Annotated in this window: 15 protein-coding genes and 1 tRNA gene; 13 read left to right on the forward strand and 3 right to left on the reverse strand. The window is 65.8% G+C overall.

Going from position 1 to position 15,579, the window contains the following annotated elements; translation table 11 throughout:
* Positions 1 to 45: 45 nt before the first annotated feature.
* The 5 genes from trpB (at position 46) to glmM (ending at position 5,207) form a co-directional block, all read left to right on the forward strand.
* Entirely contained in the window at positions 46 to 1,263 is a 1,218-nt protein-coding gene (gene trpB, locus AC13GA_RS06635; RefSeq protein ID WP_006381255.1) for a tryptophan synthase subunit beta, read from the forward strand.
* Positions 1,260 to 1,940 (forward strand): hypothetical protein, encoded by a 681-nt coding sequence (locus AC13GA_RS06640; RefSeq protein ID WP_428709606.1) that lies wholly within the window; start codon positions 1,260 to 1,262, stop codon positions 1,938 to 1,940. Before trpB ends, AC13GA_RS06640 begins: the two co-directional genes overlap by 4 nt.
* Position 1,941: 1 nt before the next feature.
* The gene (gene trpA, locus AC13GA_RS06645) at positions 1,942 to 2,751 is read left to right on the forward strand and encodes a tryptophan synthase subunit alpha (RefSeq protein ID WP_428709607.1); all 810 of its coding nucleotides are present in this window, start codon (positions 1,942 to 1,944) and stop codon (positions 2,749 to 2,751) included.
* Positions 2,752 to 2,970: 219 nt separating this feature from the next.
* Complete coding sequence (gene accD / locus AC13GA_RS06650; protein ID WP_006381208.1) at positions 2,971 to 3,846, forward strand: acetyl-CoA carboxylase, carboxyltransferase subunit beta; 876 nt, start codon at positions 2,971 to 2,973, stop codon at positions 3,844 to 3,846.
* A complete protein-coding gene (gene glmM / locus AC13GA_RS06655) occupies positions 3,846 to 5,207 on the forward strand; it encodes a phosphoglucosamine mutase (protein WP_482997744.1) in 1,362 nt (453 codons plus the stop codon). Before accD ends, glmM begins: the two co-directional genes overlap by 1 nt.
* Positions 5,208 to 5,282: 75 nt before the next feature.
* Here the strand turns inward: glmM and AC13GA_RS06660 are convergent, their stop codons facing one another.
* The 3 genes from AC13GA_RS06660 to AC13GA_RS06670 are packed head-to-tail and all read right to left on the reverse strand — an operon-like array spanning position 5,283 to position 9,175.
* The gene (locus AC13GA_RS06660) at positions 5,283 to 6,140 is read right to left on the reverse strand and encodes a polysaccharide deacetylase family protein (protein ID WP_136639388.1); all 858 of its coding nucleotides are present in this window, start codon (positions 6,138 to 6,140) and stop codon (positions 5,283 to 5,285) included.
* Positions 6,133 to 7,278: a glycosyltransferase family 4 protein gene (locus tag AC13GA_RS06665; protein ID WP_482997745.1), complete on the reverse strand. Its 1,146-nt coding sequence runs from the start codon at positions 7,276 to 7,278 to the stop codon at positions 6,133 to 6,135. The genes AC13GA_RS06660 and AC13GA_RS06665 overlap by 8 nt, the downstream gene beginning before the upstream one ends.
* A gap of 19 nt (positions 7,279 to 7,297) precedes the next feature.
* The gene (locus AC13GA_RS06670; protein WP_480982627.1) at positions 7,298 to 9,175 is read right to left on the reverse strand and encodes a DUF3413 domain-containing protein; all 1,878 of its coding nucleotides are present in this window, start codon (positions 9,173 to 9,175) and stop codon (positions 7,298 to 7,300) included.
* Between the two features lie 196 nt (positions 9,176 to 9,371).
* Here AC13GA_RS06670 and AC13GA_RS06675 point away from each other — a divergent pair, with 196 nt between their 5' ends.
* The 8 genes from AC13GA_RS06675 to AC13GA_RS06710 all read left to right on the forward strand — a co-directional run bounded on the left by AC13GA_RS06675 (position 9,372) and on the right by AC13GA_RS06710 (position 15,489).
* Positions 9,372 to 10,307 carry an isopenicillin N synthase family dioxygenase gene (locus AC13GA_RS06675; protein WP_482997746.1) on the forward strand — a complete coding sequence of 312 codons (936 nt, stop codon included), beginning with the start codon at positions 9,372 to 9,374 and terminating at the stop codon, positions 10,305 to 10,307.
* A gap of 721 nt (positions 10,308 to 11,028) precedes the next feature.
* Positions 11,029 to 11,784, forward strand: a complete 756-nt coding sequence (tpiA, locus tag AC13GA_RS06680) for a triose-phosphate isomerase (RefSeq protein ID WP_046983977.1) — start codon at positions 11,029 to 11,031, stop codon at positions 11,782 to 11,784.
* 31 nt (positions 11,785 to 11,815) lie between these two features.
* Positions 11,816 to 12,253 (forward strand): preprotein translocase subunit SecG, encoded by a 438-nt coding sequence (secG, locus tag AC13GA_RS06685; RefSeq protein ID WP_006381136.1) that lies wholly within the window; start codon positions 11,816 to 11,818, stop codon positions 12,251 to 12,253.
* 51 nt (positions 12,254 to 12,304) lie between these two features.
* A tRNA-Leu gene (locus AC13GA_RS06690) sits at positions 12,305 to 12,389 on the forward strand.
* Between the two features lie 111 nt (positions 12,390 to 12,500).
* Positions 12,501 to 12,857, forward strand: coding sequence for an NADH-quinone oxidoreductase subunit A (locus tag AC13GA_RS06695; RefSeq protein ID WP_008265012.1), 357 nt, complete (start codon positions 12,501 to 12,503; stop codon positions 12,855 to 12,857).
* Entirely contained in the window at positions 12,848 to 13,402 is a 555-nt protein-coding gene (locus AC13GA_RS06700; RefSeq protein ID WP_005410463.1) for a NuoB/complex I 20 kDa subunit family protein, read from the forward strand. Before AC13GA_RS06695 ends, AC13GA_RS06700 begins: the two co-directional genes overlap by 10 nt.
* 33 nt (positions 13,403 to 13,435) lie before the next feature.
* Positions 13,436 to 14,185 carry an NADH-quinone oxidoreductase subunit C gene (locus tag AC13GA_RS06705; RefSeq protein WP_005410462.1) on the forward strand — a complete coding sequence of 250 codons (750 nt, stop codon included), beginning with the start codon at positions 13,436 to 13,438 and terminating at the stop codon, positions 14,183 to 14,185.
* Entirely contained in the window at positions 14,182 to 15,489 is a 1,308-nt protein-coding gene (locus tag AC13GA_RS06710) for an NADH-quinone oxidoreductase subunit D (RefSeq protein ID WP_046983976.1), read from the forward strand. The genes AC13GA_RS06705 and AC13GA_RS06710 overlap by 4 nt, the downstream gene beginning before the upstream one ends.
* Positions 15,490 to 15,579 lie beyond the last annotated feature (90 nt).

Raw genomic sequence — 15,579 nt, forward strand, 5'->3', positions numbered from 1 at the left:
CCGTGCGCTAGAGTATCCACCTGTCTCGAACCAGCGGTCGCTTCCATGTCTGCCTCCCCCATTGCCGACTACCACGCCTTCCCGGATGCCCAGGGCCACTTCGGCCGCTACGGCGGCAGCTTCGTCGCCGAAACCCTGGTCGGCCCGCTGCAGGAACTGGCCCAGGCCTATGACCAGGCCCGCCAGGATCCGGAATTCCAGCTGGCCTACGACCGCGACCTGGCCCATTACGTGGGCCGGCCGAGCCCGATCTACCACGCGCAGCGCCTGAGCGACCACGTCGGTGGCGCGCAGATCCTGCTCAAGCGCGAGGACCTGAACCACACCGGCGCGCACAAGATCAACAACACCATTGGCCAGGCGCTGCTGGCGGCGCGGATGGGCAAGAAGCGCATCATCGCCGAGACCGGCGCAGGCCAACATGGCGTGGCCAGTGCCACCGTCGCCGCACGGCTGGGCCTGGAATGCGTGGTGTACATGGGCGCCACCGACATCGAGCGGCAGAAGATCAATGTCTACCGCATGAAGCTGCTGGGCGCGACGGTGGTGCCGGTCACCTCCGGCTCGGCCACCCTGAAGGATGCGCTCAACGAAGCGATGCGCGACTGGGTGACCAATGTGCAGGACACCTTCTACATCATCGGTACAGTCGCCGGCCCGGATCCCTATCCGCGCATGGTGCGCGATTTCAACGCCATCGTCGGCCGCGAAGCACGCGAGCAGATGCTGGCCGAGTACGGCCGCCTGCCCGATGCGATCACCGCCTGCGTCGGCGGCGGCAGCAATGCGATCGGCCTGTTCCATGCCTTCCTCAATGATCGTCAGGTCGAAATCGTCGGTGCCGAAGCGGCCGGTGATGGTATCCATACCGGTCGCCATGCGGCCTCGATTGCTGCCGGTCGCCCCGGGGTACTGCATGGCAACCGCACCTACGTGCTGTGCGACGACGACGGCCAGATCATCGAGACCCATTCGGTGTCGGCCGGCCTGGACTACCCGGGCGTCGGCCCGGAGCACGCGTTCCTGGCCGACAGCGGCCGCGCGCGCTACCTGGGCATCACCGATGAGGAGGCCCTGCAGGCCTTCCATCTGCTGGCGCACACCGAGGGCATCCTGCCGGCGCTGGAATCCAGCCACGCGTTGGCGCAGGCGATGAAGCTGGCACGCGAGCGTCCGCGCGATCAGATCGTGCTGTGCAACCTGTCCGGCCGTGGCGACAAGGATGTGCACACCATCGCCGCGCGCGAAGGCCTGGTGCTGTGAGCGCGCGGCTGCGAAGCAGCGGCGTGCTTCTGCTGGCCTTCGGCCTGGCGGCATGCCAGCCGCCGGAACCGCCGGTGCTGGCACCGGCGGCCAAGGCCACCACGCAACCGGTGCAGCAACCGGCGGCCAATGATGACCTCGACCCGATGGCGCGCACGCCGATCGACGATCCGCCCTCCACGGAAGAGACCAACAGCGATGACGGGCCGGCGGTGGTCTCGGTGGCGCTGGACCATGCCGGCGAGGTGCTGATCGGACAACACATGACGGATCTGAAGGCATTCGGGCCGTGGACGGCACAAGGAGCGGTCGAAGCGCTCGGCGGAAGCTGCGAGTACTACGACGGCAAGGGGCTGCCGCCCGGCGTGTCGATGATGACCGACGAAGATCGCGTGGTCCGTTTCGACCTCGGCCTGGATCCGGAGAGCGGGGCGCCGACCCAGCAGCCGGGCCCGTTCGGCCTGCGCGTCGGCATGACCCGCGCCCAGGCGGTTGCCCGGTTTCCGAAGCCGCCTGTGTCCAGCCCGCATGCCTACGATGGCGAGCAGGGCGAGTACCTGACCTGGCAGGACCCGGGCTCGGCCCTTGGCATCCGCGTGGAACTGTTTGAAGGGAGGGTCATCCAGATGTACTGGGGGACCAGCGATGCGATTGAACTGATTGAAGGATGTGCCTGAGATGCCTGTTTCCCGACTCGATGCCTGTTTCCAGCGCCTGCGCGCGCAGCAGCGCAAGGCGCTGATCCCATTCATCACGGCAGGTGATCCCTCGCTGGAGGCGACCGTGCCGGTGATGCATGCACTGGTCGATGCCGGCGCCGATGTTATTGAACTGGGCGTGCCGTTCTCCGACCCGATGGCCGACGGCCCGACCATCCAGCGCAGCTCCGAGCGCGCGCTGGCACGCGGTGCTGGCAGCCGTTACGTGCTGCGGGCGGTGGCGCAGTTCCGCGAGCGCGACGCGCAGACCCCGGTGGTACTGATGGGCTACCTGAACCCGGTGGAGATCCATGGCTACGCAGCATTCGCCAGGGACGCCGTGGACGCCGGTGTCGATGGAGTGCTGCTGGTCGACCTGCCGCCGGAAGAAGCCGGTGAGGCGCAGCAGGCCTTCGATGCTGCCGGCCTGGCGCTGGTGCTGCTGGCCTCGCCGACCACCAGCGAGGCACGTGCCGACAAGCTGCTGGCATTGGCGCGTGGTTACCTTTACTACGTCAGCTTCGCTGGCGTCACCGGTGCCTCCGAGCGGCTGGACAGCGATGCCGCAAGCGCTCGGCTGCAGGCCCTGCGCACGCGCGCATCGGTGCCGGTGGTGGCAGGTTTCGGCATCAAGGATGCAGCCAGTGCTGCGGCCATGGCCCGCCAGGCCGATGGCGTGGTGGTCGGCAGCGCGCTGGTCGCCGCGCTGGCTGAGGCGGGCTCGGTGGAACAGGCCGCGCAGCGTGCCGCTGCCTTCCTGGCCCCGCTGCGGCAGGCATTGGACCAGTAACGGTAGCGCCGGGCCATGCCCGGCGGTGCCGGCCGCAAGGGGATCCGCCGGGCATGGCCCGGCACTACCCGCGCGGCGTTGCCGCGCTAAACGTACGTCCCAGCATGGTTTTTCCCGGCCTTCCGCCGGTGGCACAGGGGGTGCACGGGCAGGGAAAGCGGAGCTAGACTGTCCGCCTTTGCGGCCCTTGGGCCGCCCTGAACGGAAGTGTCCTCCCGCATGAGTTGGCTCAGCAAGTTGATGCCGTCCGGCATCCGCACCGACAACACCCCCAGCAAGAAGCGCAGCGTCCCCGAGGGCCTGTGGGAAAAGTGCAGCAACTGCGGCAGCGCGTTGTACCGGCCAGAACTGGAAGAGAACCTGGAGGTCTGCCCGAAGTGCGGCCACCACATGGCGATCCGTGCACGTGCGCGCCTGGCAGCGTTGTTCGACGCCGACAGCACCACCGAGATCGCTGCGCGCCTGGGCCCGACCGACCTGCTCAAGTTCAAGGACCAGAAGAAGTACAGCGAGCGCATCAAGATCGCGCAGAAGAACACCGGCGAGTACGACGCGCTGATCGCCATGCGCGGCCTGCTCAAGGGCCGTGCGCTGGTGGCCTCGTCGTTCGACTTCGCTTTCATGGGCGGCTCGATGGGCTCGGTGGTGGGTGAGCGCTTCTCGCTGGCTGCCGAAACCGCAGTCGAGATCGGTGCCCCCTATGTGTGCTTCTCGCAGAGTGGCGGTGCGCGCATGCAGGAAGGCCTGTTCTCGCTGATGCAGATGGCCAAGACCTCGGCGGCGCTGGGCAAGCTGCGTGAAGCCGGCCTGCCGTTCATTTCGGTGCTGACCCACCCGACCACCGGTGGCGTATCGGCATCGTTTGCGATGCTGGGCGACATCAACATCGCCGAGCCGCAGGCACTGATCGGTTTCGCCGGCCCGCGCGTGATCGAACAGACCGTGCGTGAAAAGCTGCCGGAAGGCTTCCAGCGTTCGGAGTTCCTGCTGGAGCACGGTGCCATCGACCAGATCTGCGACCGCCGTGAAATGCGTGACCGTCTCGCCGACCTGCTGGCGATGCTGGGCCGTCAGCCGGCGCCGGAGGTGGCGTGATGGGAGGCCGCAAGTACTTCGGTACTGATGGCATCCGTGGGCGGGTCGGCCAGGGCGTGATCTCGGCCGACTTCGTGCTGCGTCTGGGCAACGCCCTGGGCCGGGTGCTGGTGGCCCAGCGTGGCCAGGACGGGCGCCGGCCGATCGTGATCATCGGCAAGGACACCCGCATTTCCGGCTACATGTTCGAAGCGGCGCTGGAGGCTGGGCTGGTCGCCGCCGGTGCTGATGTGCAGCTGCTGGGGCCGATGCCGACCCCGGCCGTGGCCTTCCTGACCCGCACGCTGGGCGTGGATGCCGGCATCGTCATCAGTGCTTCGCATAACCCGCACTACGACAACGGCATCAAGTTCTTCTCCGCCCAGGGCGAGAAGCTCGACGATGCCACCGAGCTGGCGCTGGAAGCGGCACTGGATGTTCCGTTCACCACCGCCGAATCGGAGAAGCTGGGCAAAGCTTCGCGTGCACGTGAGGCGGTCGGCCGCTACATCGAATTCTGCAAGGCCAGCGTGCCGCGTGCATTCGACCTGCGTGGCGTGCGCCTGGTCCTGGACTGTGCGCATGGGGCCACCTACCAGATCGCACCGCTGCTGTTCCGTGAGCTCGGTGCGGAAGTGATCGGTATCGGTGCTGAACCCAACGGCGTCAACATCAACGCCGGCGTCGGTTCCACCCATATCGACAACCTGGCGGCCAAGGTCCGCGAGACCCGCGCCGATCTCGGCATCGCCTTCGATGGCGATGGCGACCGCGTGCTGATGGCCGATGACCAGGGCAATCCGGTCGACGGTGATGACCTGCTGTACATCCTGGCACGTGCGTGGAAGGAAGAAGGTCGCCTGCGCGGTCCGGTGGTCGGTACGCTGATGAGCAACTACGGTGTGGAGAAGGCCTTCGCCGATCTGCAGATTCCGTTCCTGCGCAGCAACGTCGGTGACCGCTACGTGCACCAGGCGCTGATCGAAGGTGGTGGCGTGCTCGGCGGTGAAGCGTCGGGACACCTGCTGTGCCTGGATCGGGCCACCACCGGCGATGGCATCGTCAGTGCCCTGCAGGTGCTGGTGGCGCTGCGCAACAACGGCCAGACCCTGCGCCAGGCGCTGAAGGGGCTGGTGCGGGTGCCGCAGAAGACGGTGAACGTGCGGCTGGGCAATGTCTCGGCCAAGGCCACGGTGCAGGCTGAAAGCGTGCAGTCCGCGCTCGCCGACGCGCAGCAGGCGGTGGCCGGTCGTGGTCGTGCCTTCCTGCGTCCTTCCGGTACCGAGCCGGTGGTGCGGGTTACGGTGGAAGCTGACGACGCGACGCTGATGCAGGACACGCTCGATCGCCTGTCTGCCGCGGTACGCGCCGCCGCCAGCTGAGGCTGCCGCGCGGTGAAATGAAAACGCCCCGGGAAGCCGGGGCGTTTTTCTTTGCGCGGGCGGTGCACGCGGTACTCAGGGCCCCGGCACCATCTTCTTCTGCCGCGCCTTGAAACCATTGAACAGTGGCCCGATCAGCGGGTTGTAGCTCAGCCTGATGCGCTTGCGCAGCCAGCTGGCCGGCCGGTTGCGGATGGCGAACCGATAGATGCGTTCCGGGTCGCCTCCGACCAGGTTGCGGCCGAAAGGATGAGTGGTGTGCAGGTAGCGGAAGCCGTGCTCGCGCGCCACCTCGATGTGGTCCTGGTCGAAATCGCCATAGGGCCAGCACAGCGTGTCCGAGACTTGGCCCAGCTTGTCCTGCAGGACCTCGCGCGAAACCGCCAGGTCGTGGCTCAGGCCTGCGCGGCGCTGCGCACGGTCCAGGTCGGTGCGGCGCAGCCAGCGCGTATGGGTATGGGTATGGCAATGCATCTCGAAGGTGCCGGCGGCAATGCTGGCGCGCGCTTCGCTCCAGCGCATCATCACATCGTCGCTGCGGTCCTGTTCGTAGATCGCCGCTTCGCAGCCCCGGTGGTCCGGGGTGGCAGGCAGCGTTGCCCCTTCGATGCCAGCATGCGGGCGTTCCGGGCCTTCGCCCATCCAGCCGGTGACCACGAACACCACTGCGTGCATGCCGTACTTGTGCAGGATCGGATGCGCATACACCCAGTTGTCCAGGTAGCCATCGTCGAAGGTGATCACGATTGATTTGCGTGGTACCGGCTTGCCGGCGAGGAAGCCGGCATATTGGTCCAGCGTCAGCGACGTCCAGCCATTGCCGGCCAGCCACGCGATCTGGCTCTCGAAGTTTTCCGGCGACACCGTGATCATGCCCGGTGAAGGACTGACGTGATGGTGCATCAGCACCGGTACGGTTCGGGCCTCAGCCATGTCCCAGCTCCTTCAGCCACTGGTGGTAATAGTGTTCGGTGGTCTCGCCGTGACCGTCCGGGGTGAAACGGTGTGCGCTGTGCATCCAGTCCCAGCCGGCGCGGCCCATCTGCCGACGCCGCTGTGGATCGTCCACCAGCAGGCGCAGGGCACCGGTCAAGGCTGCATTGTCGCCCAGGCGGGTGAGGATCGCATTGCTGCCATCAACCACCATTTCCGGTACGCCGCCGACCCGGGTGGCCACGATCGGTACACCGACATAGGCCGCTTCCAGGAATACGGTACCGGCCGCTTCCTTGTGCGAGGCGAGGGCGAAGATGTCGAAGCCGGCCATCAGGCGGCAGGCGCCATCGCGGTATCCCAGCAGGTGTACCTGCTGCTGCACTCCATGCTCTGCGCACAGCGCCTGCAGCCGTTCCATCACCTGTTGGCCATCGCCGACGATGACCAGATGCAGGTCCGGGTTGGCTTTGAACAGGGGAACCATCGCCTGCAGCAGGTCGGCATGGCCCTTGGGCTCACGCAGCACCGCCACGCAGCCGACCACGATGTCCCGTTCGCCGAAACCGAGCTCGGCACGCACTTGCGCGCGCACCTCCTGCAGGCACTGCCAGGGATCGGCCTTGCGGATCTCGCTCCAGCGCGGCGGCACCGCGATCGGCGGCACGATGCCGATATGCTCGGCCGGTATGCCACGGTCGGCCAGCAGTTGCTTGACGAAACTGCTGACGGTCAGAACCCGGTGTGGAAGCCTGGTATAGGTCAGCAGCGAATTGACCGGACTCATCAGATGGCGCGAGCGCACCACCAGCGGCGTACCGCCCAGACGCGCACCTGCAGCGGCGATCAGCGCGTCACGGCGGCTGGTGGTATTGACCACGTCGTAACGTTCGCGGCGGACCAGTCGGGACACCGACCAGATGCCGCGCAGCAGGCGGGCGAGCCCGCCCATGCGCAGCGCGTGCACGGTGAAACCGTCATCACGCGCCAGCTTGGCCAGCCGTGCATCCGGCTGGCACAGCAGCGACACATCATGGCCGCGCGCACGCATCACCTGCATGTGGCGGAAGATGTAGATCTCCTGCCCGCCCATTCCCTTGGCGGCTTCGGTATGCAGGATGCGCAGCGGACGGTTCATGCGGGATGATCCTTGGGGGTCAGCGGTTGCGGAAGCGGGTCAGCGCTTCCCATGCAGAGCGGACGGCGGCGGAGTCCGGGACCTGCTGAGGCAGAGGGCGGTAACGCAGGTCAAGCGCGGTTGCGTTGCCGAATTTGTCGAACACGTAGATGGCGTTGCCGTGGCGGACCGCGCGTTGCGACCAGCTTTCCACCACCAGTGCGCGTTGGCCCGTGGGTTCGCCCAGCAGGTCCTGGCCGGTGCTGAAGTCGGTCAGCGCGTTCTCGCAGCCCAGTGCGTGGCGCATCAGGGTCGGCACCCAGTCTTCGTGGGAACTGGTGCGTGTCTGAATGCCGCTGGCCTGGCCTGGCCAGTGCAGTACGAACGGCACCTGCAGCTGGTAATCGGAGAAGTTGCCGTTGTGGCCCCAGTAGTTCAGCTTGAGGTCGTTGAATTCTTCGGCGTGATCACCGGTGACCAGGACGATGGTGTCCTCGGCCAGGCCCTGCGCGCGCAAGTCGTCCAGCAATGAGCCGATAAGACTGTCGGCGTAGTGCACGGCGGTGCGGTAGCGGTTGAGCTCCGGCGTCGGGTCGTGGTCGGGGCCGAATTTCAGGAAGTCGATTTCCTTGGCCATCGGTGTGGCCACCGGCGGATAGCTGGCAGGCAGGTGGTAGCCAGCGTGAGTGGAGTCGAGGAACACGAAACCGAACCAGGGCTGCTGTGCCGCCTGGCTGGTACGGATGTCCTTCTGCAGCGCAGCGACGATGGCACGGTCGCGGCCATCCGGGCCGAGTTCGGACGGTCCTTGATGCAGCTGATCGCGGACGTCGGCAAACACGGTGCGGTCGAATTCGGGGCTGTACAGCGGCGCACTGCCATACAGGTGCAGGTCGTAGCCCTGTTGGCGCAGTACCTGGAACAGCTGCGAGCCACGCTGTTCGTCCAGCATGCTCTGCCAGTAGCCACCGGGCAGGCCGTAGAGCAGGCCGAACAGGCCATAGCGGGTGGCGTTGCCGGTGCTGAAGTGGTGGTCGTATACACGCGACCCCTGTGCCAGCGCCGAGGCATTGGGCATCAGCTGGGGGGTCAGGACGTCGTGGCGCAGCGACTCCAGCACCACCATCAGCACGTTGGGGCGGTGCGGGTTCTGGCAGCGCAGCGGCTGCAGCGGATACTGCAACTGGGCGTGGCGCGGATCTGGCAGCCCGGCCTGCTGTTCGCTGACCACACCGAGCTTGCGCATGAAGCTCTTGGCGGTGATCGGCTGTGCCCACGGCAGATAGTTCCACTGCGCGATCACATCGCGGTCGCCGCGGGCATCGTAGTAGGCGGTGGCGACCTGGCCGCCGGCCATCAGCAGTGCGACCACCGCCCAGGCCTGCAGTACCGTGCGCCGACGGGGCAGGGCTGGCAGCAGCTTCCAGCAGGCCCAGGCCAGCAGGCCTTCGGCGGTGAAGATGGCGGCCACCAGCAGGCCCGCCTGCAGCCAGGTTTTCCAGGACAGCGCTACCTGGTCCTGCAGTGCGCCACCGAAGACCATGTTCACCACCATGGCATTGAGGTGGAAGCGGTACAGGGTGAACACCTTGGCGTCGACCAGCAGCAGGCACAGCCACAGGCCCTGCAGCAGCACTGCACTGACACTCAGGATGCGTGCGTTGCGCTGCCAGAGTCCCAGCAGCAGTGGCAACAGGCCGGCCAGCGCGCCGAATGCCAGCAGATGGCCGGGCAGGGCGACGGACAGGTAAACCAGGCCGATTGCGCCACCGGGGTTGTCGGTCAGCGGCACGTTCCCAACAGTGATGGCTGCGGCCAGGATCGCGTTGCCGGCCACGAACAGCGACCACCAGGCCAGCCGGCGCCAGTGGCGGGCGGTATCTGCTACGGGCGTGGTGTCGGCTGGGTCGGAGGGCATGGTGCGGGCGGGGTCGGGTGGCTGGAAGAAACGCGCGGCACCAACGTGATTGAATCGTTAAATGTGCTCGGGTCGCGCATTGTATCGGTTTGTTTCCTTGTATCGAGTCGCGTTCGCCGGGCGATCTGTCACAATGTTCAGGCGGGCCCTGAATGCGCAGGCCCGTTTCAGACCCAACGACAAGCCAGGAACCGCTGTGAGCCAGATCCCGACCCTCGACATCACCCGTTTCGACAGCGACCGCGAAGCCTTCGTGGCCGAGCTGGGCGCGGCCTACCGCCAATGGGGATTCGCGGGCATCCGCAACCACGGCATCCCGCAGGCCGACATCGACGCGGCCTACGGTGCCTTCAAGGCCTTCTTCGCCCTGCCGGATGAGGTCAAGCGCAAGTACCACGTGGCCGGCAGCGGCGGCGCCCGCGGCTACACCCCGTTCGGTGTTGAAACCGCCAAGGGTTCCAAGCACTTCGATCTGAAGGAGTTCTGGCACATCGGCCGCGAGATCGCTGACGACTCCAAGTACCGCGACGTGATGGCCCCGAACCTGTGGCCGACCGAGGTCGAGGGCTTCCGTGAGCGTGGCTACGGCCTGTACCAGGCGCTGGACAACCTGGGTTCGCGCGTGCTGTCGGCGCTGGCCCTGCACATCGGCCTGCCGGAGAATTTCTTCGCCGACAAGACCAATTTCGGCAACTCGATCCTGCGTCCGATCCATTACCCGCCGATCACCACCGACGACATCCCGAACGTGCGTGCGGGCGCCCATGGCGACATCAACTTCATCACCCTGCTGGTCGGCGCCAGTGCCGCCGGCCTCGAAGTGCAGTCGCATGATGGCGAGTGGGTGCCGTTCACTTCGGACGCCGACACCATCGTGGTCAACATCGGCGACATGCTGCAGCGCCTGACCAACCATGTGTATCCGTCGACCATCCACCGCGTGGTCAACCCCCCGGGTGAGCTGGCGCGCCAGCCGCGCTACTCGGTGCCGTTCTTCCTGCACCCGAACCCGGACTTCCTGATCGATGTGCTGCCGTCCTGCATCACCCCGGAGAGCCCGAGCCGGTACCCGGAGCCGATCACCGCCCACGGCTTCCTCGAGGAGCGCCTGCGCGAGATCAAGCTGAAGTAATGAGAAGTGAAGGCCGCCGAAGGGCGGCCTTTTTCTTTGCAGGGCTGCGCCCTGCACCCGCAGAGGCCGAAGCCGAAGCCAAGGCCAAAGCCAAAGCGGCTCTGGGATGTTCCGTGGGGAGGCGGGGAGGTGTCGGATGGCGGGGACGCCGTGAACCCGTCCATGGGGGCTTGGCCGCGGGATCCATGCCGCGGACACCCCGCCATCCGACACCTCCCCGCCTTCGACAGTTTCCCGGTGACGGCGAGTAACTCGCGATTTCCGGTAGGTGTCGACCTTGGTCGACACGGTAGATCCACGCCATGCGTGTGGGGTAGGGGTCAGATCCCTTTTCCGCAGGAAAAGGGATCTGACCCCGGCAGCTAAAGCAGGGGAGGGGGCCGAAGCTCTGCTTTCGCTTTTGCTTTTGATCTTCTTTTTTCTTTCCGTGGCGGGCGGACCGCCGCAATGTGTCATGGGCCGGGCGGGTGGGGCTGGCGAGGGTGTCCGCGGCATGGATGCCGCGGCCAAGCCCCCAGGGATGGGTTCACGGCGTCCCTCGCCAGTCCCACCCGCCCGGCCAACCCCACAAATCCAGCCGGGGCTCTCCGCGACCAACCCCAACCCCCGCCACGAGGGGCTGCGCCGTTGGCTGAAAATCCATGTAACCGCTTACAAGGAAACGGATTTTTGCCGTAACGGGTATCATGACCGGCTGACTTCACACAGGAGCCACCCGCTCATGCGCCGCAAGATCGTCGCCGGAAACTGGAAGCTGCATGGCAGCCGTCAATTCGCCAATGAACTGCTGGGGCAGGTGGCCGCCGGGCTGCCGCTGGAGGGGGTGGACGTGGTGATCCTGCCGCCGTTGCCGTACCTGGGGGAGCTGGTCGAGGACTTCGGCGAAACCGGCCTTGCCTTTGGCGCGCAGGACGTGAGCAGCAACGAGAAGGGGGCCTATACCGGCGAGGTCTGCGCGGCGATGCTGGTCGAGGTCGGTGCCCGCTATGGCCTGGTCGGCCACTCCGAGCGCCGCCAGTACCACCATGAAAGCAGCGAGCTGGTTGCCCGCAAGTTCGCCGCCGCCCAGCATGCCGGCCTGGTGCCGGTGCTGTGCGTGGGCGAGACCCTGGAGCAGCGCGAAGCGGGGCAGACCGAGGCGGTCATCGCCAGCCAGCTGGCGCCGGTGCTGGAACGGGTCGGTGCGGCAGGCTTCGCCAAGGCCGTGGTTGCCTACGAGCCGGTCTGGGCCATCGGTACCGGCCGTACCGCCAGCAAGGAGCAGGCGCAGCAGGTGCACGCGTTCATCCGTGGCGAAGTCGCGCGTATCGATGCTAGAATCGCTGATTCACTGCCCATTGTTTACGGCGGTAGCGTGAAGCCCGACAATGCCGGGGAACTGTTCGCGCAGCCGGATGTCGATGGTGGGCTGGTCGGTGGCGCCTCCCTGGTGGCCGCGGACTTCCTGGCCATCGCACGGGCGGCGGCCGCGAACTAATCCTAGAAGTAATGTCCGAGGGCGGTTTTCAATGCTGATGTTGATCCTCAATGTCGTCTACGTGCTGGTCGCTGTGGCCATGATCGCGCTGATCCTGATGCAGCGTGGTTCGGGTGCGGCGGCGGGTTCGGGCTTTGGCGCCGGTGCCTCGGGTACGGTGTTCGGTGCGCGCGGCGCTTCGAATTTCCTGTCCAAGTCCACCAAGTGGCTGGCAGTCGTGTTCTTCGGCATCAGCCTCTTCATGGCCTGGTATGCCGGTCACGGCACCCGTCCGGCGGCCGAGCAGGATCTGGGTCTGATGTCCGCCCCGGCGGTGACCGCTCCGGCGGCCCCGGCGGGCGAATTGCCGGCCGTTCCGAAGGCCGATGCGGTCCCTGCCGCCCCGGTTCCGGCCGCAACTGTGCCGGCTCAGGCGGAATCTTCGGTTTCTGGTGAAGAAAAGCCTTCGGAAGGCTCCCAGAAACACTGAAGCCGGTTACAATACGCGGCGCATCGGGAAGATAGTCTGATGTGATCGTTTGCCCAGGTGGCGGAATTGGTAGACGCACTACCTTGAGGTGGTAGCGACTTAGGTCGTAGGGGTTCGAGTCCCCTCTTGGGCACCATTTGTAAGTAAAGCGGGTTCGTCTGGCGCGCAAGGCGCCAGGCAGATTCCCGTCCACTCCCCCATGCCAAAGCGCCTGCAGGCGCAGCGGCAGAGGCAAGAGAGAATCGCTGTGCTGGCCGAATATTTGCCGTCTCTGCTGTTTCTGATCGTTGCCACCGGTATCGGCATTACGCTGATGCTGGTTGGCCGATTCCTCGGTCCCCGCCGCCCCGATCTGGAAAAGCTGTCGCCGTACGAGTGCGGCTTCGAAGCCTTCGAAGACGCGCGCATGAAGTTCGACGTGCGCTACTACCTGATCGCGATCCAGTTCATCGTCTTCGACCTGGAAATCATCTTCATCGTGCCGTGGACCCAGGTCTTCATGGAGCTGGGCGCGCGTTCGCTCATCACCATGGGCCTGTTCGTCGGCATGCTGTTCCTCGGTTTCATTTACGTCTGGAAGAAGGGAGCGCTGGAATGGGAGTGATTCAGACTCTCGATGGCCTCATGAACAATCCGACGCCGGAAGGCCGGGTTGATGACATCCTGCGGCCGGAAGGCGACAACCCGCTGCTGGAAAAGGGCTTCGTCACCACCAGCGTCGACGCACTGCTGAACTGGGCGCGTACCGGCTCGATGTGGCCGATGACCTTCGGCCTGGCCTGCTGTGCGGTCGAGATGATGCATGCCGGTGCCGCGCGCCTGGACCTTGACCGCTACGGCGTGGTGTTCCGTCCGTCGCCGCGTCAGTCCGACGTGATGATCGTGGCCGGTACCCTGGTCAACAAGATGGCCCCGGCGCTGCGCAAGGTCTACGACCAGATGCCAGACCCGAAGTGGGTCATCTCGATGGGCAGCTGCGCCAACGGCGGTGGTTACTACCACTATTCCTATTCTGTGGTGCGCGGCTGTGATCGCGTGGTGCCGGTGGACGTCTATGTCCCGGGCTGCCCGCCGACCGCCGAGGCGCTGGTGTACGGGATCCTGCAGCTGCAGAAGAAGATCTGGCGTACACAGACCATCGCCCGCTGACCCCTTCACCTGACAAGAGCGCGCCAAGCCCCCATGGCAGAGCAAGCATCCTTCATCGACCGACTCTCCGCACGTTTCGCAGGTGCGAAGGTCATCGTGGTCGAACCCCGCGGCGAAGTGACGCTGGAAGTGCCTGCCGCCGAGTGGCACGCCACCGCCCTGGCGCTGCGTGACGAGTTTGGTTTCGAACAGGCCGTCGATCTCTGCGGCGTCGACTATCTCGGTTATGGCTCCGATGAGTGGGACACCGCCGATGTGTCCTCGCAGGGCTTCAGCCGTGGTGTCGAAGGCAAGGCCCAGGGCCGTTTCGCGTGGGGCGAGTTCCCCACCGAGGAAAACGGTGCCGACGGCGCCCGCCCGCAGCACATGCCGACCCAGCGTTTCGCCGTGGTCGCCCAGCTGCGTTCGTACCAGCACAACCTGATGATGCACCTGCGCTGCTTCGCCCCTGACGAAGCGCTGCCGGTGGTGTCCTCGCTGACCGGCATCTGGCCGGGCCTGAACTGGTTCGAGCGCGAAGCGTTCGACCTGTACGGCGTGATCTTCGAAGGCCACCCGGACCTGCGCCGGATCCTGACCGATTACGGTTTCGTCGGTCATCCGTTCCGCAAGGACTTCCCGCTGATCGGCAATGTCGAAGTCCGCTACGACGAAGAAAAGAAGCGCGTGATCTACGAACCGGTCACCTCGGTGGAGCCGCGTGTCGGCGTGCCGCGCGTGATCCGCGACGACGCCCGCCTGCAGACCGCAGAAGGTGAGCGCGCGCAGGAGGCAGTGAAGTGAGCCACGTACACCAGGCCGGCGAAGCATTCGCCAGCAGCCCGGCCGAGAGCCGGCAGGAAATCCGCAACTACACCATGAACTTCGGCCCGCAGCATCCGGCCGCCCACGGTGTGCTGCGCCTGATCCTGGAAATGGACGGCGAAACCATCATGCGCGCCGACCCGCACGTGGGTCTGCTGCACCGTGGTACCGAAAAGCTGGCCGAGTCCAAGCCGTTCAACCAGTCGATTGGCTACATGGATCGCCTGGATTACGTGTCGATGATGTGCAACGAGCACGCCTACGTGCGCTCGATCGAGACCCTGATGGGGATCGAGGCGCCGGAGCGTGCGCAGTACATCCGTACCCTGTTCGATGAAATCACCCGCATCCTCAACCACCTGATGTGGCTGGGTTCCAACGCCCTCGATCTGGGCGCAATGGCGGTGATGCTGTACGCCTTCCGCGAGCGTGAAGAGCTGATGGACTGCTATGAAGCGGTCTCCGGCGCGCGCATGCACGCGGCGTACTACCGTCCGGGCGGTGTCTACCGCGACCTGCCGGACCACATGCCGAAGTACAAGGAATCGCGCTGGCACAAGGGCAAGGCCCTGAAGAACCTCAACGCCGCGCGCGAAGGTTCGCTGCTGGACTTCCTGGAGAACTTCACCAACGAATTCCCGGGCCGTGTCGACGAATACGAGACCCTGCTGACCGACAACCGTATCTGGAAGCAGCGTACCGTCGGCATTGGCGTGGTGACGCCCGAACTGGCCCACCAGTGGGGCATGACCGGTGTGATGCTGCGCGGCTCGGGCGTTGCCTGGGACCTGCGTAAGAAGCGCCCGTACGCCAAGTACGATGCCGTCGATTTCGACATCCCGCTGGGCAAGGAAGGCGACTGCTACGACCGTTACCTGGTCCGCATCGCCGAAATGCGCGAGTCCAACCGCATCATCAAGCAGTGCGTGGCGTGGCTGAAGGCCAACCCGGGCCCGGTGATGGTGAAGAACTTCAAGGTCGCTCCGCCCAAGCGCGAGGACATGAAGGACGACATGGAAGCGCTGATCCACCACTTCAAGCTGTTCAGCGAAGGCTATTGCGTGCCTGCCGGTGAAACCTACGCCGCCGTTGAAGCCCCCAAGGGCGAGTTCGGCTGCTACCTGGTTTCCGATGGCGCCAACAAGCCGTTCCGCGTGCACCTTCGCGCGCCGGGCTTCGCCCACCTGTCCTCGATCGACTCGATCGTGCGCGGCCACATGCTGGCCGACGTGGTGGCGATGATCGGCACCTACGATCTGGTGTTCGGCGAGGTTGACCGGTAATGCCGTCCGCCACGCCAACGCCCGCTGCAGGCAGCCGGCGCAAGCCGGCGCCGCAGTTTCTGCAATTTCACGTTATGCATTTCGCTGAGG

This window comes from Stenotrophomonas sp. 22DLJC03, from assembly GCF_056861405.1.